This is a genomic window from Pseudoxanthomonas beigongshangi (assembly GCF_016820515.1).
In the GTDB taxonomy this organism is placed as follows: domain Bacteria; phylum Pseudomonadota; class Gammaproteobacteria; order Xanthomonadales; family Xanthomonadaceae; genus Pseudoxanthomonas_A; species Pseudoxanthomonas_A beigongshangi.
The window spans coordinates 188,998-210,611 of sequence record NZ_JADHDV010000001.1; the positions used below are offsets into that span (position 1 = coordinate 188,998).

18 protein-coding genes are annotated in these 21,614 nt (G+C 67.9%); 13 read left to right on the forward strand and 5 right to left on the reverse strand.

Features of this window, described 5'->3' with window-relative positions; all coding sequences use genetic code 11:
* The first annotated feature begins 77 nt into the window (after positions 1-77).
* A complete protein-coding gene (gene radA / locus IQ458_RS00855; RefSeq protein ID WP_192197561.1) occupies positions 78-1,454 on the forward strand; it encodes a DNA repair protein RadA in 1,377 nt (458 codons plus the stop codon).
* On the opposite strand, the gene IQ458_RS00860 is transcribed toward radA, so the two are convergent.
* Both IQ458_RS00860 and IQ458_RS00865 read right to left on the reverse strand, forming a co-directional pair.
* On the reverse strand, positions 1,390-2,634 hold the full coding sequence (locus IQ458_RS00860) for a S41 family peptidase (protein WP_203321612.1): 1,245 nt from the start codon (positions 2,632-2,634) through the stop codon (positions 1,390-1,392). The two genes, radA and IQ458_RS00860, sit on opposite strands and share 65 nt — an antisense overlap.
* A 200-nt stretch (positions 2,635-2,834) precedes the next feature.
* Positions 2,835-3,626, reverse strand: a complete 792-nt coding sequence (locus IQ458_RS00865) for a cytochrome C assembly family protein (protein ID WP_203321613.1) — start codon at positions 3,624-3,626, stop codon at positions 2,835-2,837.
* 123 nt (positions 3,627-3,749) lie between these two features.
* Between IQ458_RS00865 and ffh the strand changes: the two genes are divergently transcribed.
* From ffh to IQ458_RS00905, 8 genes are all read left to right on the forward strand, one after another.
* Positions 3,750-5,120, forward strand: a complete 1,371-nt coding sequence (gene ffh, locus IQ458_RS00870) for a signal recognition particle protein (RefSeq protein ID WP_203321614.1) — start codon at positions 3,750-3,752, stop codon at positions 5,118-5,120.
* Between the two features lie 122 nt (positions 5,121-5,242).
* Complete coding sequence (locus tag IQ458_RS00875) at positions 5,243-6,046, forward strand: aminotransferase class IV family protein (protein WP_203321615.1); 804 nt, start codon at positions 5,243-5,245, stop codon at positions 6,044-6,046.
* An 87-nt stretch (positions 6,047-6,133) separates the two neighbouring features.
* The gene (rpsP, locus tag IQ458_RS00880) at positions 6,134-6,385 is read left to right on the forward strand and encodes a 30S ribosomal protein S16 (RefSeq protein WP_183642906.1); all 252 of its coding nucleotides are present in this window, start codon (positions 6,134-6,136) and stop codon (positions 6,383-6,385) included.
* Between the two features lie 37 nt (positions 6,386-6,422).
* A complete protein-coding gene (rimM, locus tag IQ458_RS00885) occupies positions 6,423-6,950 on the forward strand; it encodes a ribosome maturation factor RimM (protein ID WP_192197566.1) in 528 nt (175 codons plus the stop codon).
* A gap of 70 nt (positions 6,951-7,020) precedes the next feature.
* Positions 7,021-7,779, forward strand: coding sequence for a tRNA (guanosine(37)-N1)-methyltransferase TrmD (gene trmD / locus IQ458_RS00890; protein ID WP_203321616.1), 759 nt, complete (start codon positions 7,021-7,023; stop codon positions 7,777-7,779).
* 146 nt (positions 7,780-7,925) lie between these two features.
* Positions 7,926-8,330, forward strand: a complete 405-nt coding sequence (rplS, locus tag IQ458_RS00895; protein WP_141453468.1) for a 50S ribosomal protein L19 — start codon at positions 7,926-7,928, stop codon at positions 8,328-8,330.
* Positions 8,331-8,524: 194 nt separating this feature from the next.
* Entirely contained in the window at positions 8,525-8,728 is a 204-nt protein-coding gene (locus IQ458_RS00900) for a hypothetical protein (RefSeq protein ID WP_203321617.1), read from the forward strand.
* A 4-nt stretch (positions 8,729-8,732) separates the two neighbouring features.
* Positions 8,733-9,143: an RNA-binding S4 domain-containing protein gene (locus IQ458_RS00905; RefSeq protein ID WP_203321618.1), complete on the forward strand. Its 411-nt coding sequence runs from the start codon at positions 8,733-8,735 to the stop codon at positions 9,141-9,143.
* Positions 9,144-9,284: 141 nt separating this feature from the next.
* Here IQ458_RS00905 and IQ458_RS00910 read toward each other — a convergent pair whose 3' ends face one another.
* The 3 genes from IQ458_RS00910 to mutS all read right to left on the reverse strand — a co-directional run bounded on the left by IQ458_RS00910 (position 9,285) and on the right by mutS (position 15,331).
* The gene (locus IQ458_RS00910; protein ID WP_141453462.1) at positions 9,285-9,896 is read right to left on the reverse strand and encodes a DUF937 domain-containing protein; all 612 of its coding nucleotides are present in this window, start codon (positions 9,894-9,896) and stop codon (positions 9,285-9,287) included.
* Between the two features lie 170 nt (positions 9,897-10,066).
* On the reverse strand, positions 10,067-12,271 hold the full coding sequence (katG, locus tag IQ458_RS00915) for a catalase/peroxidase HPI (protein ID WP_203321619.1): 2,205 nt from the start codon (positions 12,269-12,271) through the stop codon (positions 10,067-10,069).
* Positions 12,272-12,700: 429 nt separating this feature from the next.
* Positions 12,701-15,331, reverse strand: coding sequence for a DNA mismatch repair protein MutS (gene mutS / locus IQ458_RS00920; protein WP_203321620.1), 2,631 nt, complete (start codon positions 15,329-15,331; stop codon positions 12,701-12,703).
* Between the two features lie 505 nt (positions 15,332-15,836).
* On the opposite strand from mutS, the gene IQ458_RS00925 reads away from it, so the two are divergent.
* The 4 genes from IQ458_RS00925 (at position 15,837) to lexA (ending at position 21,516) form a co-directional block, all read left to right on the forward strand.
* Positions 15,837-18,422 carry a TonB-dependent receptor gene (locus IQ458_RS00925; protein ID WP_192197571.1) on the forward strand — a complete coding sequence of 862 codons (2,586 nt, stop codon included), beginning with the start codon at positions 15,837-15,839 and terminating at the stop codon, positions 18,420-18,422.
* Positions 18,423-18,548: 126 nt separating this feature from the next.
* On the forward strand, positions 18,549-19,052 hold the full coding sequence (locus IQ458_RS00930; protein ID WP_181444093.1) for a CinA family protein: 504 nt from the start codon (positions 18,549-18,551) through the stop codon (positions 19,050-19,052).
* A 33-nt stretch (positions 19,053-19,085) separates the two neighbouring features.
* A complete protein-coding gene (locus IQ458_RS00935; RefSeq protein ID WP_183642625.1) occupies positions 19,086-20,768 on the forward strand; it encodes an ABC1 kinase family protein in 1,683 nt (560 codons plus the stop codon).
* Positions 20,769-20,868: 100 nt separating this feature from the next.
* The gene (lexA, locus tag IQ458_RS00940; RefSeq protein ID WP_192197572.1) at positions 20,869-21,516 is read left to right on the forward strand and encodes a transcriptional repressor LexA; all 648 of its coding nucleotides are present in this window, start codon (positions 20,869-20,871) and stop codon (positions 21,514-21,516) included.
* Positions 21,517-21,614 lie beyond the last annotated feature (98 nt).

A 21,614-nucleotide genomic window follows, 5' to 3' on the forward strand; every position in this document is an offset into this window, starting at 1 on the left:
CCCGGCGCCAACCCCGTCTCCATCCCTGCGATCCCGCTCCGGTATCCTGAGCGCCTTCAGTTTGGCAAGGCGAGACGATGGGCAAGGCCAGGACCGCGTATGTCTGCAACGAGTGCGGCGCGGAATTCAGCAAGTGGCAGGGGCAGTGCGGCGAGTGCAATGCCTGGAACACGCTGACCCAGATCGCGCTGGAAGCGGCCGCCGGTCCACCGGCGACCCGCCGCAGTGGCTGGGCGGGCAAGGCCGATGCGCCGAAGATCACCGCGCTCAAGGATGTCCGCCACAGCGAGGAAGCGCGGGTGAGCACCGGCATCGGCGAGTTCGATCGGGTGCTCGGCGGCGGACTGGTCGAAGGCGCGGTGGTGCTGGTCGGCGGCGATCCCGGCATCGGCAAGTCCACCCTGCTGTTGCAGGCGCTGGCGAAGATGTCGGCCAGCTTCCCGGCGCTGTACGTGACCGGCGAGGAATCGCTGGCGCAGGTGGCCGGGCGCGCGGTGCGCCTGGATCTGCCGCTGGACAATCTGCAGGCGTTGGCCGAGACCGGCATCGAGAACATCCTCCAGCATGCGTCCTCCGCGCGGCCGCGGCTGATCGTGGCTGACTCGGTGCAGACGCTGTGGACCGAGTCGCTGACCGCCGCGCCCGGGTCGGTCAGCCAGGTGCGCGAGAGCGCGGCGCGGCTGGTGCGCTACGCGAAGGAAACCGGCACCGCCGTGTTCCTGGTCGGCCACGTCACCAAGGAAGGCGGCATCGCCGGTCCGCGCGTGCTGGAACACATGGTCGACGCGGTGCTGTATTTCGAGGGCGAGAGCGGCAGCCGCTTCCGCCTGTTGCGTGCGTTCAAGAACCGCTTCGGCGCGGTCAACGAACTGGGCGTGTTCGCGATGGGCGAGAAGGGCCTGAAGGAAGTGTCCAATCCTTCGGCGATCTTCCTGTCCGGCGGCAGCGCGCAGCAGCCCGGCAGTTGCGTGCTGGTGACCCGCGAAGGCACCCGCCCGCTGATGGTGGAAGTGCAGGCGCTGGTGGATGCCTCGCCGCTGTCGAATCCGCGTCGCGTCGCGGTCGGCCTGGAGCAGAACCGGCTGGCGATGCTGCTGGCGGTGCTGCATCGCCACGGCGGCATCGTGGTCGGCGATCAGGACGTGTTCGTCAATGTGGTCGGTGGCATCCGCGTGCAGGAAACCGCGGCGGATCTGCCGGTGCTGCTGGCGGTGCTGTCGTCGCTGCGGGATCGGCCGCTGGCGGAGAAGACGGTGGCGTTCGGCGAGGTCGGGCTGTCCGGCGAGATCCGTCCGGTGCCCAACGGCGAGGAACGCCTGCGCGAGGCGGCCACCCACGGTTTCAAGCGCGCCATCGTGCCCAAGGGCAACGCGCCCAAGTCGGGCACGTTCAAGGGGCTGGAGGTGATCGCGGTGGAACGGCTGTCGCAGGCGCTGGAGGCGGCGGCGGAGTAACCGGCGCCGCGCGCAAGGCGGGTTGCGCGAGCGCGGTGACCAGGCGCTGCATGCCGTCCTCATCGTGCAGCGCGATCGCCACGTCGGGCGCGATGCCTTCGATTTCGTTGGTGCCGTCGGCGAGGAAGCGCGCGCAGTTGGGCATGACCACATCGAAGGGCGCGACGCTCAGCGCCGTGCGCCCACCGCCGTCGACGTAACCGCATCCCGCGCCGAGCGTGCGTTCGCCGAGGATGGTGGCCGCCTGGTTCTGCTGCAGCCAGGCGACCAGATCCTCCGACGCCGAGGCGGTGCCGTGATCGGCAAGGATGAAGATACGGCCGGGCCAGGCGCCGCGCCCGGAGATGCGTTCGCGTTCTCCGTCCGGTGCCAGCACCGGGCATTCGGTTTCGCCGTACCAGACGCGGCCGCGATCACAGGTTGGCGCGCTCAAGCGCGGCGGGGCGCGTTGCAGTTCGCCGGGGGCGAGCAGGGCGATGACCTCGGAGACCCATTCACTGCCACCGCCGTTGCCGGTCACGTCGACCAGCAGCCGGCGGGCGCCGCCCCCATGCAGGGCGGCCAGCGTGCGGGCCAGTTCCAATTGCAGGTACGCGCGCACCTTCAGTTGCAGGGCGCGTTGGCCGATGCCCGCCCGGAATACCTGCCGGCACGCGGCCAGATAACGCTGCTCGCCGAACTGGGCGATGCGCAGCACGCCGATGTCGCCGAAACGGCCTGCGGGGAAGTGCTTGCCCGGCAGCGCGCGCCAATCCGGCAGCTTGGCGAACGGCAGGATGAAGGCGTGTTCGTCTTCTTCGTAGCCGGCGGCTTCGCAGTCGGCACCGGCCGCGGGATCGGCGCGTTCGATCGCGCGGTCGGTTGTGGAGGCCAACGGCTGTGTCGCCGGGCGCTGCGCCGGTTCCAGCCGAAGGTGCGGGTCACCGAAACGCTTGACGAAGCCGCGCAGCGCCAGAAAGGCACGCACGCGCGAATGCGCGCGGTTCAATGCGGCGGTGGTGTCGCGATCCAGCGCGGCCAGATCCAGTTGCCGGTGCGTGGCGATCCAGTCCAGGTTCGCATAGCCCTGCGCCATGTCGTGCTTGAGCCGCCGGTAGTCGGCCAGCCAGGGACGCGCATCGTAAGTGGTGACATCCCAGGCCGCCGCCGCGAACACCAGCGCGAAGAGGGCCAGGCACAACCGCTTCAACCAACGCCGGCGGAGGGGAGGGCGGGCAACAGTATTCGATGCGGCCATGCGCGTTCATTCCTTGACGGCGGAAGACGCGACCATAGCGAGGGCGGATGCGGGAAAGCGGGCGGATCCGATGGAAGCCGGTGCCGGGCGACGAACCCGGTCGCGGAAGGGATGAAACTGGCGGCGGTGCCGCCTTTCCGGCCTCAAGCGCGGTGCAGCACCTGTTCCAGCACGTATTTGCTGCCGAAGAACGCCAGCAGCAGCAGGGCCATCGCGAACAGGGTCCAGCCGGCGGCCTTGCTGCCGCGCCAGCCGTAGCGCCAGCGGCCGACCAGCAGCGCGCCGAAGGCCAGCCACGACAGCACGCTCAGCACGGTCTTGTGGACCAGGTGCTGGGCCAGCAGGTTCTCCACGAACAGCACGCCGGTCAGCAGGGTGGCGGTGAGCAGGGCGAAACCGACCGCGATCGTCCGGAACAGCAGATCCTCCAGTTCGGTCAGCGGCGGCAGGGCGCGCAGCCAGGCATGGAACTGGCGTCGCCGCAGCGCGCGTTCCTGCACCAGCAGCATGATCGCCAGCAGCGCCGCGACCGCCAGCGTGGCATAGGCCAGCAAGGCCAGCCAGGCATGCAGTTGCAGGCGCCAGTCCAGGCCGGGAGAAGGCGCGTGCCCGAACTCGTGGTAGGCCAGCAGCAGCGCCGCCGCCAGCGGGAAGGCGACCACGCCCAGCGTGGCCATCCGCCCGCGCGCGCCGGCCAGCGCGGTCAGCGCGGCCATGCCCAGGCTGACCAGCGACAGCGCCGAGTAGAAATGCATGTCCGGCCCGCCGGCCGTGCGCCAGGCCACCAGCAGGTGGTAGCCGCCATGCAGGACCACCGCGATCAGCGCCGGCCACAGCCAGCCCCGCCGCACGTCCAGCGCCGATTGCGCGGCCGCGCGGACCAGCAGGGCGGTGGCGGTCAGGTAGCCGAGGATGGCGATGAGAACGATTGTCATCGGCGAAGTGTCGCATAGGGCCGGAACCGGGAACAGCGCGAGGCCGCGGGAAAGCCGCGCGCCGGGACCTTCCGCCCCGCCGGGCTATAATCCGCCTCCGTTTTTCCCAGGTTCCCGCTTCCCATGTTCGAGTCCCTCACCCAGCGTCTTTCCGGCACCATCGAGCGGCTGCGTGGCCGTGGCCGCCTGAGCGAGGAGAACATCCGCGAGGCCACCCGCGAGGTCCGCATCGCCCTGCTGGAAGCCGACGTGGCGTTGCCGGTGGTGCAGGCGCTGATCGAGCGCATCAAGGTGCGCGCGGTCGGCCAGGAAGTGCTCAAGTCGCTGACCCCGGGCCAGGCGCTGATCAAGATCGTCCGCGACGAGTTGACCACGGTGATGGGCGCCCAGGCCGCCGATCTGAACCTCAACGTGCCGGCGCCGGCGGTCATCCTGATGGCCGGCCTGCAGGGCGCGGGCAAGACCACCACCGTGGGCAAGCTCGCCAAGCACCTGAAGGAACGCCGCAAGAAGAAGGTGATGGTGGTCAGCGCCGACGTGTACCGTCCGGCCGCGATCGAGCAGCTCAAGACCCTGGCCGAGCAGGTGGACGTGCTGTTCTTCCCGTCCGAGGCCTCGCAGAAGCCGGAAGCCATCGTGCGTGCCGCCATCGACGATGCGCGCAAGTCGTTCGTCGACGTGCTGCTGGTCGACACCGCCGGCCGCCTGGCGATCGACGAAGCGATGATGACCGAGATCAAGGCGCTGCACGCGGCGGTCAAGCCGGTGGAAACGCTGTTCGTGGTCGACGCGATGACCGGCCAGGACGCCGCCAACACCGCCAAGGCCTTCAGCGAGGCGCTGCCGCTGACCGGCGTGGTGCTGACCAAGACCGACGGTGACGCGCGTGGTGGCGCCGCGCTGTCGGTGCGCTACATCACCGGCAAGCCGATCAAGTTCATCGGCGTGGGCGAGAAGCCCGACGGCCTGGACGTGTTCCACCCCGAGCGCGTGGCCAACCGCATCCTCGACATGGGCGACGTGCTGTCGCTGGTCGAGCAGGTCGAGCAGAACGTCGATCGCGAGAAGGCCGAGAAGCTCGCCGCCAAGGTCGCCAAGGGCAAGAAGTTCGACCTCAACGACATGCGTGATCAGCTGGAGCAGATGCAGAACATGGGCGGCATCAGTGGCCTGCTCGACAAGCTGCCGGGCATGGGCCAGATCCCCGACCACGTGAAGCAGCAGGTCAGCCAGGGCAAGGAAGTGCCGCGGATGATCGCCATCATCGGTTCGATGACCAAGAAGGAGCGCCGCAACCCGGCGCTGCTCAACGGCTCGCGCCGCGCCCGCATCGCGCGCGGTTCCGGCACCACGCCGGCCGACGTCAACAAGCTGATGAAGCAGTACCAGCAGATGGAAAAGATGATGAGCAAGATGGCCGGTGGCGGCATGAAGGGCCTGATGCGCGGCATGAAGGGCATGATGGGCGCGCGCGGCGGCCTGCCGTTCCGCTAGTCCTGGTGGCTCATCCTGTGGGAGCGACGTCAGTCGCGAAATCCCGGATGTTCCAACGCCGTCGAATCGCGACTGACGTCGCTCCCACAATGGTGTTCGACAACAACGGCTGAGACGGAACCATGTCCATCGCCCTGCTCAACGGACAGCCCGCCGACGCCGACGCCAACGCGCTGCGCGCGCTGGCGGTGGTCAATTACGGCCATTTCACCGCGATGCAGGTGCGCGATCGGGCGGTGCAGGGACTGGATTTCCACGTCGCGCGATTGCAGCGCGCCACCCGTGAACTGTTCGGCACCGAGTTGCCGCGCGGGCGCATCGTCGCCGAACTGGTTGCCGCACTGCGGGCCGGCCCGGCCGACGCCTCGTTGCGCTTCACCGTGTTCGCGCGCGGATTCGACTACCGCCAGCCGCTGCGGCCAGTGGATCCGGACGTGCTGATCACGCTCGGGCCGGCCGCTCCGGCCGACAAGCCGCCGTTGCGGGTGAAGTCGTATCCATTCGAGCGGTCGCAGCCGCACCTGAAGCATGTCGGCACTTTCCCGCTGTTCCACTACCGGCGGCAGGCGCTGCTGGACGGATTCGACGACGCGCTGTTCGTCACCCCGGATGGGCACGTCAGCGAGGGCTCGATCTGGAACATCGGGTTCTGGGACGGCCAGGCCGTGATCTGGCCGCTGGCCCCCGCCTTGCGAGGAACCTGCGAGCAACTGTTGCAGGCCGGCCTGGCCGGGCAGGGGATTGCCCAGGAAACCCGCCTGGTGGCGCTGGCCGAGGCCGGCGGCTTCCGCGCCGCTTTCGCCGCCAATGCCAGCGGCATCCAGCCCCTCCTGGGCATCGACGGGGTCGAATACGCCCCGGACATGGGCTTGATGGACCGGCTCGGCGCGGCGCTGGGCAGCATGCCCTGGGAAAACCCGGCCTGAGAGGCGGTTTCCTTCCGCCGTTCAATGGCTTAGAATAGTCGGCTTACCTCGCCATCCTGGCGACTGGGCAACACTGGAAATAGAGCAATGGTCAAGATCCGCCTTACCCGTGGCGGCGCCAAGAAGCGCCCCTTCTACCACATCATCGTCACCGACTCGCGCAGCGCCCGTGACGGCCGCAACATCGAGCGCGTGGGTTACTACAACCCGGTCGCCGCCGGCAACGAGAAGCGCATCGAGCTGGACGTCGCCCGTGTGGACCACTGGGTGGGCCACGGCGCGCAGCTGACCGAAAAGGTCCGCAACCTGTACAAGGAAGCCACCAAGGCTTCGGCCTGATCCCTCGGGCCGCGCCCCGGCGCGGCCATGCTGACGCATGGATAACGAGCGCCCGCCGCGTCCCGGCAAGACCATCCTGCTGGGCCGCTTCGCGGGCGCTTTTGGCGTTCGCGGACAGGTCAAGCTGGAATCCTGGACCGAACCGCGCGATGCCATTTTCCGCTACCAGCCCTGGATTCTCCGCGAGGGCTCCGGCGCCGAGCGCGAGCTGTCGGGCGTGCGTGGCAAGGCTTCCGGCAAGCACCTGATCGCGAACGTACCGGACATCGCCGATCGCGATGCCGCCGACGCCCTCCGGGGCATCGAAATCCTGGTCCCGCGCGACGCACTGCCGCCACCGCAACCCGGCGAGTTCTATTGGGTGGACCTGGAAGGCCTGCGCGTGATGACGATCGACGGCGTGGACTTCGGCACCGTTTCGCACCTGTTCTCCACCGGCGCCAACGACGTGCTGGTGGTGCGGGGCGAGCGGGAGCGGCTGATTCCCTTCATCGAACCCGACGTCGTCCAATCCGTCGACTTCGATGCCCAGCGCATCACGGTCGACTGGGATCCCGAGTTCTGATCGCTGGAGCCGGCATCGGGGCTGGGCAATACTCCGTTCCCGATTCACGTGTTTCCCCTCCAGGCTTTCCATGCGCATCGACGTCCTGACCCTGTTTCCCGAGTTCATCGCCCAGGCCGCGGCGGTGGGCGTGGTCGGGCGCGCGCAGGAACGCGGATTGCTGACCTTGCAGGGCTGGAATCCGCGCGACTACGCCGAGGGCGGCTACCGGCGGGTGGACGACCGTCCGTTCGGCGGCGGCCCAGGCATGGTGATGATGATCGAGCCCCTGCGTGCCTGCCTGGCTGCGGCGCGCGCGGCGGATCCGGCGCCAGCGCCGGTGATTTACCTGAGCCCGCAGGGCCGGCCGCTCACCCAGCGCAAGGTCCGCGAACTGGCGACGAGGCCGCGCCTGATCCTGCTGTGCGGCCGCTATGAAGGCGTGGACGAGCGCCTGCTGGACGCCGAGGTGGACGAGGAAATCTCCATCGGCGACTACGTGCTGTCCGGTGGCGAGCTGGCCGCGGCCGTGGTGGTGGACGCCGTGGCCCGGTTGCAGGACGGAGCGCTTGGCGATGCTGAATCGGCCGTTCAGGACAGTTTCGAGAACGACGGCCTGCTGGACTGCCCGCACTACACCCATCCGGCCCAGCACCCCGAACTGGGCGACGTGCCGGACGTGCTGCGTTCCGGCAACCACGCCGCCATCGCCCGCTGGCGCCGCCAGCAATCGCTGGGCCGGACCTGGCTGCGGCGGCCGGACCTGCTGGACGAGTCCGGCCTGTCCAAGGCCGACCGGGCCCTGCTGGCGGCGTTCCGGGCCGCCCGGGGCGGGCAGGACGAAAGCTAGCCAGGACCAAGAAAAATCAGTAAGATGGCGGGCTTCCAGCGCCTGACCGGCCCGGAACCCCATAACAATATCGTGCAGCGCAATCCGGCGACTGCATCAGTCATTGCTGTCGAACGACACACCCACGCATACAGAACGGTGCCACCATGAGCAGTCTCAACAAGTCCATCATCGCGGAATTCGAAGCCGCCCAGATCCAGCGTGAGCTGCCCGCCTTCGGTCCCGGCGACACCGTCGTCGTGAACGTGAAGGTGAAGGAAGGCAACCGCGAGCGCGTGCAGGCGTACGAAGGCGTGGTCATCGCCAAGAAGAACGCCGGCCTGAACTCCGCTTTCACCGTGCGCAAGATTTCGCACGGCTACGGCGTCGAGCGCGTGTTCCAGACCCACAGCGCCTCCATCGACTCGGTCGAAGTGAAGCGTCGCGGCAAGGTCCGTTCGGGCAAGCTGTACTACCTGCGCGATCTGGAAGGCAAGGCCGCCCGCATCAAGGAAGACCTGGCCGCCAATGCCGCCGCCAAGAAGGCGCGCCTGGCCGCCGCTGCCGAGTAATCCACTCGCAAGCGCCATCGCTGAACGGCCACCTTCGGGTGGCCGTTTGCGTTTCTGGCGTCCACATCGGCATCGATGCAGACTGTCTTCCATTCGTGGCACGGCGGAGCGTGACGATGATGGGTTTTCACGGTGGGCGATGGAGTGCGGTTGTACTGTCGTGCGCATTGGCCGGCTGCGCCGGCGGCGATGCGATGAGCCTGGATACGCAGTCGGATCTGCCGTTCCCCTGGTACGCCGACGAGCTGCGCGCCGCCGCCCAGCAGCCAATGCCGGACAAGGCCACGCCGGAGCAGCGGCAGGCTGTGCGCGACTATCATGCTTCCAAGGCCTGCCAGCAGGCCGACCAGCACAGCGTCACCGTTCCCTTGAGCCATCCATTGCCGCGCAAGCCCTGAACCGATGAGTTCCGATTCACCCGCCGCCGCGCCCGGCGTCCGCCTCGACATCTGGTTGTGGGCCGCGCGCTTCTACAAGACCCGAAGCCTGGCCAAGCAGGCGGTGGAAACCGGAAAGGTGGACGTCGCGGGGCAACGCGCCAAGCCATCGCGCATCGTGCGCGTGGGCGATGAACTCAAGGTCGTGCGTGGCGAGGACACCTACGGCATCCGCGTCGAGGGATTGAGCGAGCAGCGTGGCTCCGCGCCCGTGGCACAGGCGCTGTATCGAGAAAGCGATGAATCGCGGCAGCGCCGCGAGGCCGCCGCCGCCACGCGACGCGCCGAACGCACGGGTTATCAGGCTCCGCTATCCAAGCCAGACAAGCGCGCCCGTCGCCTGATCCGTGCCCTGGGCGATATCGACGCGATGTAAGCGCGTAGAGCGGAGCTTGCTCCGCTTGGCCTTCGAGGAAAAAAGCAGCCGAGCGAGCTCGGCTCTACGCGGATGTAGAGCGGAGCTTGCTCCGCTGGGGCTTCGAGGAAAAAAGCAGCCGAGCGAGCTCGGCTCCAACGGTCAGCGGCCGCCGCCGAGGAATCCGCTGCCGACCTTCAGCAGGTCGCCCAGGCCCAACTGGCCGTCGCCGTCCTGATCCAGCACGGCGCCGAGCAGACCGCCGCCCAGTCCACCCTGCTGGCGGATCTGTTGCTGCTCCTGGCCGAGCACCTGGCTGAGCGCGCCGGGCGAGCCCTGGCCGCCCTGGCTCATGCGCTGGGCGAGGAAGGCCAGCACGATCGGGGCGAGGATCTTGAGGAGCTGGCCGGCGCGGTTGCTGTCCAGGCCCGTGGCCTGGCCCAGGCCGGCTTCGGCGCGCGGCTGGTTGCCGCCGAAGATGTGGCCGAGAATGCCGGCGCCGTTGGCTTCCGGGGTGGAGGCTCCGCCCAGGACCGAACCCAGCACGCTGCCGATATCCAGGCCGCTGTGGTTGCGCTGGAGCGCGCCGAACAGCGCCTCGGCGCCCTGCGGCTGCTCCGCGTTGCGGCCCAGCGCGCCCATCAGCAGCGGCAGCGCCGCGCCGACCGCGCCGGACGCCTCGGCCTGGCCGATGCCCAGTTGCTGGGAGACCTGCTGCAACGGCGCGCCTTGGAGCTGGGCGAAGAGTTCTTGCGCGAGAGACTGGTTGCTCATGACGGCCGTCCTCCTGGACGCGGGTTGGAACCGCCGATGCTAGCGCCAAACCGTGACGTTGATGGTTAACCCGGGGAGAAGGCACGTTGCGCCAGCAGCTGGCGCCTGCTGATGGAAGCGCCCCGTCCGTCCGGCACGTCCGGACGGACGGGGCGCCAAGGCGGCGTCTTCTAGGCCGCCTTGCGGGCGTTGCGCAGGTCGAAGCGATCCAGTTCCATCACCTTGGCCCAGGCGGCGACGAAATCGCGCACGAACTTCTCCTTCGCGTCCGCGCTGGCATACACCTCGGCCAGCGCGCGCAGCTGGGAATGCGAACCGAAGATGAGATCCACGCGGGTGCCGGTCCACTTGCGCTCGCCGGTCTTGCGATCGAGTGCCTCGAACACCGCCTCGTTGTCGGAGGTGGCCTTCCACTCGGTACGCATGTCGAGCAGGTTGACGAAGAAATCGTTGCCCAGCACGCCCGGGCGGTCGGTGAACACGCCGTGCTTCGTCTGCCCGACGTTGCCACCGAGCACGCGCAGGCCGCCGACCAGCACAGTCATCTCCGGCGCGGTCAGGGTCAGCAGCTGCGCCTTGTCGATCAGCAGGCTTTCGGCCGGCACGCTGTACTTGCCCTTGAGGTAGTTGCGGAAGCCATCGGCAGCCGGTTCCAACACCGCGAACGAGGCCACGTCGGTCTGTTCCTGCGAGGCATCGGTGCGCCCCGGCGAGAACGGCACCGCGACGGGATGACCGGCCTTCTTCGCGGCGTCCTCGACCGCCGCCGCGCCGCCCAGCACGATCAGATCCGCGAGCGAGACCTTCTTGCCGCCGGATTGCGCGCCGTTGAAGCCCGCCTGGATGCCTTCCAGCACCTTGATCACCTTCGCCAGTTGCGCGGGCTCGTTGACCTCCCAGTCCTTCTGGGGCGCCAGCCGGATGCGTGCGCCGTTGGCGCCGCCGCGCTTGTCGGAACCGCGAAAAGTGGAGGCCGAGGCCCATGCGGTCGACACCAGCTCGCCCGTCGACAGGCCGGATTCAAGGATCTTCTTCTTCAGCGCGGCGATGTCCGCTTCATCGATCAGCGGGTGATCCACGGCGGGCACGGGGTCCTGCCAGATCAGTTCCTCGCTCGGCACTTCCGGGCCGAGATAGCGCGCGCGCGGCCCCATGTCGCGATGGGTCAGCTTGAACCAGGCGCGGGCGAACGCATCGGCGAACTGATCCGGATGCTCCATGAAGCGCCGCGAGATCTTCTCGTACGCCGGATCGAAGCGCAGCGACAGATCGGTGGTCAGCATGTTCGGTGCGCGCCGCTTGGTGCCGTCATGGGCATCTGGCACGGTGTCGGCGCCGGCGTTGTTCTTCGGTTTCCACTGGTGCGCGCCAGCCGGGCTCTTGGTCAGTTCCCATTCGAAACCGAACAGGTGCTTGAAGAAATCCTGGCTCCATTGCGTCGGCTTCGTCGTCCAGGTGACTTCAAGCCCGCTGGTGATCGCATCACCGGCGATGCCGGTGCCGTGGGTGCTGCGCCAGCCCAGGCCCTGGGCGACGATGTCGTCGGCTTCCGGATCCGCGCCGACATGCGAAGCTTCGCCCGCGCCGTGGGTCTTGCCGAAGGTGTGGCCGCCGGCGATCAGGGCGACGGTTTCCTCGTCGTCCATCGCCATGCGTGCGAAGGTTTCGCGGATGTCGCGCGCGGCGGCGACCGGATCCGGATTGCCGTTGGGGCCTTCCGGATTCACGTAGATCAGGCCCATCTGCACGGCGGCCAGCGGGTTCTCCAGGTCGCGCTCGCCGGAGTAGCGCTTGTCGCCACCCAGCCACGCGGTTTCCGAACCCCAGTACACGTCCAGATCCGGTTCCCACACGTCCTCGCGGCCACCGGCGAAACCGAAGGTCTTGAAGCCCATCGTCTCCAGCGCGACGTTGCCGGTGAGGATCATCAGATCCGCCCAGGAAATCCGGTTGCCGTACTTCTGCTTGATCGGCCACAGCAGCCGGCGCGCCTTGTCCAGGCTGACGTTGTCCGGCCAGCTGTTGAGCGGCGCATAGCGCTGCTGCCCGCGTCCGCCGCCGCCGCGTCCGTCGCCGATGCGGTAGGTGCCGGCGCTGTGCCAGGCCATGCGGATGAACAAGGGACCATAGTGGCCGAAATCCGCCGGCCACCACGGCTGCGAGTCGGTCATCAGATCGGCCAGATCCTTTTTCAGCGCTTCGTAATCCAGGCTTTTGAACGCCTCGGCGTAGTTGAAGTCCTTGTCCATCGGATCGGACTTGGACGAATGCTGGTGCAGCAGATCCACGCGCAGTTGCTTCGGCCACCAGTCGCGATTGGTGGTGCCGCCGCCGACAGGATGATTGAAGGGACATTTGGCGGTTTCGAGATTCATGGTCGTGCTCCTGGGCTGTGGTCCTGGGAAAGGCGGAATGGGAAAGCCGCGCGCGGTTCCTGAGAGAAACCGGATGGCCTGGGGAGGGAACAAGGGCGGCACCGCACCGCATGTGCGGACGCCGGAGGCGGATGCGTGTTGCAGTGGCGCTATCGTCGTCGCGGTGTCTGCTGACGTGACGGACGCGGAAGGGTCGGGAACGCGTTCATGGCTGACGATCTCGTTGGCGATGAAAGGGACACGGCCAGACTAGGCAGGCTTTGCGATTAAGCAAAATCGTTTTTGGCGAACAATCCGATAGCACCGCTCAATGGTGCGGTGCGCAAGGCAGCGACCCGGACCGCGTCACGATACCCGGGGAGCGTTACGCGCATGTTGTCGAGCGGAGGATGCCCGTTGCGACGCGAAGTGTCGCGGCAGGTCGTCGGATCAGAGCAGATGCTTGAGCCGATACAGTGCTTCCAGGGCCTGCTTGGGAGTCAGTTCATCGGGTTCCAGCGCCGCCAGCGCTTCCATCGCGGCGGAGGGAACGGGCGCGAACAGGCCGATCTGCTGCGGGGCGTCGAGCGCCTGCGGGGCCATCGCCGAGGCATGGCTTTCCCGGCCGCGCGCTTCCAGTTCGGCCAACCGCCGGCGCGCCTGGGCGACGGTGGATCGCGGCAGGCCGGCGAGCGCGGCGACCTGCAGGCCGAAGCTGCGATCGGCCGGACCGTCCTTCACCGCATGCATGAACACCAGGGTATCGCCGCGTTCGCGGTCGTGGTGTTCGACCGCATCCAGGTGGACGTTGGCGATGCCGCTCTCGCCGCCTTCGGCGGAACCGTCCGCCAGCGCGGTGAGTTCGAAATAGTGGGTGGCGAAGAGGGTGTAGCAGCGGTTCTGGCTGGCCAGGTGGCGGGCGACCGCGTCGGCCAGGGCAAGGCCATCGTAGGTGGAGGTGCCGCGGCCGATTTCGTCCATCAACACCAGCGATTGCGCGGTGGCGTGGTGGAGGATGTAGCTGGTCTCGGCCATCTCGACCATGAAGGTCGACTGCCCGCGCGCCAGATCATCGCCGGCGCCGATGCGGGTGAGGATGCGATCGATCGGACCGATGTCCGCGCGCGTTGCCGGCACGAAGCTGCCGATATGGGCGAGCAGCACGATCAGCGCGTTCTGGCGCATGTAGGTCGATTTGCCGCCCATGTTGGGGCCGGTGATGATCAGCATCCGGCGCGCTTCGTCCAGGTGCAGATCGTTGGGCTCGAACGGTTCGGCGCGCACCGCTTCCACCACCGGGTGGCGCCCGCGTTCGATGCGCAGGCCGGGGGCGGCGGTGAGGGTGGGGCGGGACCAGTCCAGCGCCTGCGCGCGTTCGGCGAAGCCGGCCAGCACGTCCAGTTCGCTCAGCGCCGCGGCGCAGCGCCTGAGCGGTTCCAGGTTCTGGTTGAGCGAGTCGAGCAGGCCCTCGTACAGGCCCTTCTCGCGCGCCAGCGAACGTTCGCGGGCCGACAGCACCTTGTCCTCGAAGTTTTTCAGCTCCTCGGTGATGTAGCGTTCGGCGTTGGTCAGGGTCTGCCGGCGGGTGTAGTGGACCGGCGCGCGGTCGGCCTGTCCCTTGCTGATCTCGATGTAGTAACCGTGCACGCGGTTGTAGCCGACCTTGAGGGTGGCGATGCCGCTGCGCTCCCGTTCGCGGGCCTCCAGATCGACCAGGAACTGATCGGCGTGGGTGCTCAGCCGGCGCAGTTCATCCAGATCGGCGTCGAAGCCGTCGGCGATGACGCCACCGTCGACCAGCTTGAGCGCCGGATGCGGTGCGATCGCGCGGGCCAGCAGCGCGGCGACGTCGGCATGCTCGCCCAGTTCGGCCGCGAGTTCGGCCAGGCGTGGCGAACCCGCGAGCGTGGTGGACGAGACCGTCGCGCCGGCCAGCGCCTGGCGGATGTCCGGCAACAGCGCCAGCGCGTCGCGCAGGGTGGACAGATCGCGCGGACGCGCCGAGCGCAGGGCCACGCGGGTCAGGATGCGCTCCATGTCGCCGAGGGCGCGGAAGCGTTCGCGCAGGCCGGTGTCCAGCCCGCTTTCGATCAGGCTTTCGACCGCCTGGTGGCGCTCGCCCAGCGTGTGGTGATCGCGCAGCGGGCGATGCAGCCAGCGGCGCAACAAGCGGCCACCCATCGGAGTGATGGTGCTGTCGAGCACGCCGAGCAGGGTGTTGGCGGTGTCGCCGTCGATACGGGTGTCCAACTCCAGGTGCCGGCGGGTGGCGGCGTTCATGGCGATCGCGTCGCTCGCCGATTCGGTACTGATCGCGCCCAGATGGGTCAGCCGCTGCTTCTGGGTTTCCTCGACATAGCCGAGCAGGGCCGCGGCCGCGCCGGTCGCCAGCGGCATGCGCTCGATGCCGAAGCCGTTGAGATCGCGCACCTGGAAGAACTGCAGCAGTTGCCGCCGCCCGTTCTCCGGATCGAACAGCCAGGGCGCGCGCCGGCGCAGACCGTGCCGGCCGCGCAGGAACTCCGGCCAGCCGTCCTCGTCGGCCAGCAGGATTTCCGCCGGTTCCAGCCGCGAAAGCTCGGCTTCCAGTCCGTCCTCGCCGTCGACCTCGTTGACCACGAAGCGGCCGCCGGCCAGATCCGCCCAGGCCAGGCCGTAACCCGTGCGACCACGGGCGATCGCCATCAGCAGGGTGTCGCGGCGCTCGTTGAGCAGGGCCTCGTCGGTGACCGTGCCCGGCGTGACCACCCGCACGACCTTGCGTTCGACCAGTCCCTTGGCCAGGGCGGGGTCTCCGATCTGTTCGCAGATCGCCACCGATTCACCCAGCGCGACCAGCCGGGCCAGGTAGCTCTCGTAGGCGTGGTGCGGCACGCCGGCCATCGGGATGGGCGCGCCGGCGGAGTTGCCGCGCTGGGTCAGGGTGATGTCCAGCAGCCGCGCGGCCTTGCGGGCGTCGTCGTAGAACAGTTCGTAGAAATCCCCCATCCGGAAGAACAGCAGCAGATCCGGATACTCCGCCTTGGCGGCGAAGAATTGCTTCATCAGGGGCGTGTGTTCCTGCGACTTGTCCTGCTTCATGTGACCTTCTGGAAAACATCCGGCGCGCCGGGCGCCCGTCCGACATCGGCGGAAAGGCCATGCAGCCGGGCGGGGAAAGGCTGCAAGTTTAGGGGATCGCTGGTGGACCGAGGAGCGGGCGCGCCGCCGCCGCCGGCGATGGCTGGCACCCGCGGTCGGCGGATTGCCACGCGCGCCGTCGGCATGCATGCGCCATGCGGTCGTTCCTGATCGCATTGCCAAGGCGTGGCCACCCTCGCTCAAAGGGCTGGAAGGAAGACGTCGGGCCCCGGTTCGCGCCATCGCGCGAGTAACCTATTTTCCGCACGAGCGTGCTTATTTTCCCGTGCAAAGTGCGCGGTCTGCGTATGGGTGCGCTGCAAAATGCTTCGTTGCGGCCAGGGGTGCTAGCTTCCCTCGCACAGGGGGCGCGCAATGCGCGCAAATGAATATCAGCAGTCGCAAGGCAGGTCCGAATATCGCAGTCGATTGATCACATCCGACATGACCCGGGGGAGGGGAACACATGGTCGCCAAACCGCAGCACCGCGCACTCGCGCTCGCCGTTTTCGCCGCACTGTCCGCCAATCTGCAAGCGCAGGAGGCCACGCCAGCCCAGACCAAACCCGACGAGGAGGCGACCACGCTCGCGACCATGACGGTCACCGCGCAGAAGCGCGAGGAAGCGATGCAGGATGTGCCGATCATGCTGACCGCGCTGCCGGAGCAGTTGCTGCAGGATGCCGGTGTTTCCGACATCAAGGACGTGCAGTTGCTGGTGCCGGGGCTGCATGTCAGTTCGACCACCAACGAGTCGCAGACCACCGCGCGCATCCGCGGCGTCGGCACCAATGGTGACAACGCCGGCCTGGAGTCGGCGGTGGGCGTGGTGATCGACGGCGTCTACCGGCCGCGCACCGGCGTGGGTTTCGGCGATCTGGGCGAACTGGAACGCATCGAGGTCCTGAAAGGACCGCAGGGCACCGTGTTCGGCAAGAACACCTCCGCCGGCGTGATCAACGTCATCACCCGCCGTCCCAGCTACACCCAGAGCGCGGAAGGCGAGCTGACCTTCGGCAACTACGGTGAGTTCGGCGTTTCGGGCGCCTACAACGACGCCATCAGCGACCACGCCGCCTTCCGCATCTATGCCGCCAAGCGCACCCGCGATGGTGTGACCGACGTGAACACAGGCACCGGACCGCGCACGCAACGCGAGGACAGCGACCGCGACTTCCGCACCCTGCGCGCGCAATTGCTGTGGGAACCGAACGACGATCTCGACTTCACCTTCATCGCCGACTACACCCGCCGTGACGAGAACTGCTGCGTCGGCGTGACCACCGTGCGCGGCCTGACCGCCAACATCCTGGATGCGCTCGCGGGCGGGGTGGGGCGCGCGGTCATTCCGGTCGCCGATCCCGAGCGGCGCCTGGCCTACAGCAACCGCGGCACCGAGCAGAGCGTGCTGGACAAGGGCTTCTCCACCCAGATCGACTGGAACACGCCCTGGTTCAACGGCGCCACACTCACCTCGATCACCGCCGCGCGCGACTGGCAGTCGGTCAACGCGCTGGACTTCGACTTCAGCGGCGCGGACCTGCTGTACCGGCGCAACAACTTCGATGACTCCTCGACCAAGTTCAAGACCTTCAGCCAGGAACTCCGGCTGACCGGCAGCACCGACAAGCTGGACTGGATGGTGGGTTTCTTCTATTCGGACGAGGACCTGGAGCGCCACGACCAGTACATGATTGGCAGGCACTACGAAGCGTATCTGTCGACCGCGCTGTTGAGCCTGTTCGCCCGTCAGCTGGCTCCGCTGGGCATCACCGTCAACACCGCCAATCCGTTCCTGTTCGCCTCGCAGGCCACCGGTCGGGCGTTCGGCAGCGTGTTCCCGGGGGAAAGCGAGGGCGCGCACGACACCTACAACCAGAACGCCAGGACCGCGGCTTTGTTCACCAACAACACCTGGCATGCCACCGACCAGTTGGCGATCACGCTCGGCCTGCGCTATACCCACGAGAAGAAGGAACTGGATTCGGTCTACACCAATCCAAACGGCAGCCTGGGCTGCGCGACCGCGCTGATGGCCCCGGCACAGGTGGTGGGCGCGTTGATGGCGCGCGGGATTCCGCAGGCGGTCGCCCAACAGCTCGCGCCAACCACGATCGGCTACATGTGCCTGCCCTGGGCCAACATCGCCCACAACGGACGCCACACGAAGCAGGACAGGTCCGAAAGCGAGTGGTCCGGCACGCTCAAGTTCGCCTACCGCTGGAACGACCACCTGATGACCTACTTGTCCGGCGCGCGCGGCTACAAGGGCGGCGGTTTCAACCTGGATCGCGTGCAGTCGAACACGGGCCTGTCCAGCGGCACCGCCGGCATCCTGCCGGTCAGGGACACCTCGTTCCCCGGCGAATTCGTCGACAGCTATGAGCTCGGCGCCAAATCCACCTGGCTGGACGGCAACCTGCTGCTCAACGGCACCCTGTTCTACCAGGAGTTCACCGACTTCCAGCTCAACAGTTTCCTCGGCACCAGCTATGTGGTGCGCTCGATTCCCAAGGTCACCTCCAAGGGCATCGACGCCGAAGTGCTGTGGCAGACCGGACTGGATGGCCTGATGCTGCAGGCCGGCCTCACCTATGCCGACACCCGCTACGGCAACGACAGGCCCACCTCGGAATTCGTCGCTCCCGGCGGCACCCTGTACAAGCTGCCGGGCAACCACATCAGCTTCGCGCCGCTGTGGTCGGGTTCGGCGTCGCTGACCTACCAGTGGGACTTCGGCAGCAGCCTGATCGGGCGCTTCAATGTCGGCGCCAAGTACATCTCCGAACACAACACCGGTTCGGACATGGACATCGAGAAGATCCAGGAGGGCTACACGCTGGTCAATGCCCGCATCGGCTTCGGCGCGAAGAACAAGCGCTGGATGGTGGAGCTGTGGGGACAGAACCTGACCGACGAGACCTACCAGCAGGTCGGCTTCGACGCCCCGCTGCAGAACTTCTCGCCGACGCCGGGCGATCCGACCAACTCGTTCAACGCGTTCCTGGGCGCGCCGCGCACCTACGGCGTGACCCTGCGCGTGACGTACTAACCCCCGGGCGATTCCGCCGGCATGGCGCATGCACCCGTCCCGTTCCGGGCGGGTGCATGCCGATGGCGGGCAGACAGGAACATCGAATTCGGCTAAAACGGGGACTTCTTCCCCCGAGCTTCGCCGATGTCGACCGTGGCCGCGATTCCTTCCGACGCCGAACTGCGCGAGCAGGCCGAACTGATTGGCGCCCGCCTGCGCGCCGAGCACGATCACCTGGTGACCGCGGAAAGCTGCACCGGCGGCTGGATCGCCAAGACGGTGACCGACATCGCCGGTTCCTCGGACTGGTTCGACAGCGGCATGGTGGCGTACAGCTACGAGGCCAAGCAGGCGCTGCTGGGCGTACGCCCGCAGACGCTGGAAACCCATGGCGCGGTCAGTCGCGAGACCGTCATCGAGATGGTGTCCGGCGCGCTGGTCAATTCCGGTGCCAGCGTCGCCGTGGCGGTGACCGGCATCGCCGGCCCCGGCGGCGGCAGCGAGGGCAAGCCGGTCGGCACGGTCTGGATTGGCTGGAAGCGGCGCGGCGGCTACGCGCGCGCCGAAGTGTTCCAGTTCGACGGCGACCGCGACGCCGTGCGCCGGCAGACCGTGGCCTCCGCGCTGCGCGGGCTGGAACGGTTGTGACGATGCAGACGGGCAGGGACGGGCGACGCTGACATGTGGGAGACCTTGGGGGCGGTACGCGATCTGGGGCGGCTGCAGGAAATCGCGTCGGTCCTGATCCGCAACGGTTTCGGCGACATGGTGCGGCGCGTCGGCCTGGCCGGCGCGCTGGAACGGGCCGGCCGCCTGCTGCACTGGCAGCATGCGGAGGAAACCCTGCGGATGGAGCCGCCCGAGCGCCTGCGCCGCGCGCTGGAAGCGCTGGGCCCGACCTTCGTCAAGCTTGGACAGGTGCTGGCCACCCGCATCGACCTGCTGCCACCGGAATGGATCGCCGAGCTGAGCCGGTTGCAGAACGCGGTGCCGGCGTTGCCGTATGACGCCATCCGCCCGCAATTGATCGAAGACCTGGGCGACGCGCCGGAGAACATCTTCGCCCGACTGGATCCGGAACCACTCGCGGCCGCGTCGCTGGCGCAGGCGCATCGCGCCTGGCTCGATGACGGCACGGCGGTGGTGCTGAAGGTGCGCCGGCCGGGCATCCGCGAAGTGGTCGAAGCGGATCTGCGCCTGCTGGCGCGGCTGGCCGAAATCATCCAGGCGCAGGTTCCCGACCTGCGCCGCTATCACCCGGTGGGCATCGCCCAGCAATTCGCCGCGTCGCTGCGCGCGGAACTGGATTTCGCGAGCGAATGCCGCAACGCCGAGCGCATCGCGTTCAATTTCCGCGACCATCCCGAAGTGCTGATTCCGGCGGTGCACTGGCAATGGACCAGCGAGCGCCTGAGCGTGCAGGACTGGGTGGACGGCATTCCCGGCTGCGATTTGGCGGCCGTCGACGCGGCGGGACTGGATCGCCACGCGCTGGCGAGCACGGGCGCGGCGATCGTGCTCAAGATGGTGCTGGTGGATGGCCTGTTCCATGCCGATCCGCACCCCGGCAACGTGTTCTATCTTCGCGACGGTCGCATCGGCCTGATCGACTTCGGGATGGTCGGCGGCGTGTCCGAACAGCGGCGATTCCAGGTCGCGCGCTTGCTCAACGGGCTGGTCGGCGAGGACCCGGAGGCCGTCACCGACATCCTGCTCGACTGGACCGAGGGCGACGCGTCGGTCGACGAAACCCGCCTGCAGGCCGACGTCGGCGTGTTCACCGATCGCTATCGCGGCGTGCCGCTGAAACAACTGCGGATGGGCGCGATGCTCACCGACGTGGCTGCGCTGCTGCGCCGGCACGGCCTGAGCCTGCCGCCGGATCTGGCGCTGATGATCAAGGCGTTCCTGACCCTGGAAGGCCTGGGCCGGCAACTGGATCCGGAATTCGACATGGCCAGCGAGGCGCGCCCCTACCTGGAGCGGGCGATCCTGGATCGCTATTCACCGCGCGCGGTCGCCCGGCGGGGACGCCGCAGCCTGTCCGGCGCCCTGGACCTGGTCGGCGACATGCCGCGGGACCTGCGCCGCCTGCTGCAGGCGGCCCGCCGCGGACGCCTGCGCGGGCAACTGGACATCACCTCGCTGAAAGCCTTCGGCGACCAGCTCAACAGCGCCGCCAACCGGCTGACCATCGGCGTGGTCACCGCCGCCCTGATCATCGGCTCGTCCATCGTGATGAACAGCGTCGGCGGAGGCATCTCCAACCGCTGGCTGATGGCGATGGGCGTGCTGGGCTTCGTGTTCGCGGCGATGACCGGCGTCTGGATCGTGCTGTCGATCTGGCGCAGCGGGCGGAAGTAGGCCGACTCCGCGGCCAGCAGGCTGGCGGGGCCCCGGCGTGCCGAAAGGGAATGGGGTACAGGCTTGCCAAGTGCGTTTGTTAGTAGTAATACTACTAACCATGGACCTGACCGATACCCAGCAAGCCATCCTCGCCCTGATTGCCGAGCGCATCGAGGCCGAGGGCATGCCGCCCTCCCAGACCGAGATTGCCCGGGCCTTCGGGTTCAAGGGCGTGCGGGCGGCGCAATACCATCTGGAAGCCCTGGAGCAGGCCGGTGCCATCGAGCGGCTGCCGGGCCGGGCACGCGGAATCCGCCTGCTGAAGGCGCCGGTGCAGCCGCAGCCGGAGCTGGAGCTGGCATTCCCCTCCGCCAACGACGACGGGCTGCGGATTCCGGTGTTGGGCCAGGTCGCGGCGGGCGCGCCGATTGGCGCCGATGCCGGCCATCATGACTACGTGCTGCTGGACCGGGCGTTCTTCGCCCCGGCTCCGGACTACCTGCTGCGGGTCAAGGGCGATTCCATGCGCGACGAGGGCATCTTCGACGGTGACCTGATCGGCGTGCACCGCACCCGTGACGCGCGTTCGGGGCAAATCGTCGTCGCCCGCATCGACGACGAGATCACGGTCAAGCTGCTCAAGGTCGGCAAGGACCGGATTCGCCTGCTGCCGCGCAATCCCGACTATTCGCCCATCGAAGTGCAGCCGGATCAGGATTTCGCCATCGAAGGCCTGTATTGCGGCCTGGTGAGGCCCAACCGGTGAAGGGCCGACGGAACCGTGCGGGTTTGTCCGACGCCCGGCCGCCGGATTCCCCGATGGCCGGACCACGGCGATTTCCTTAATTTCAGATTTTCCGGGGC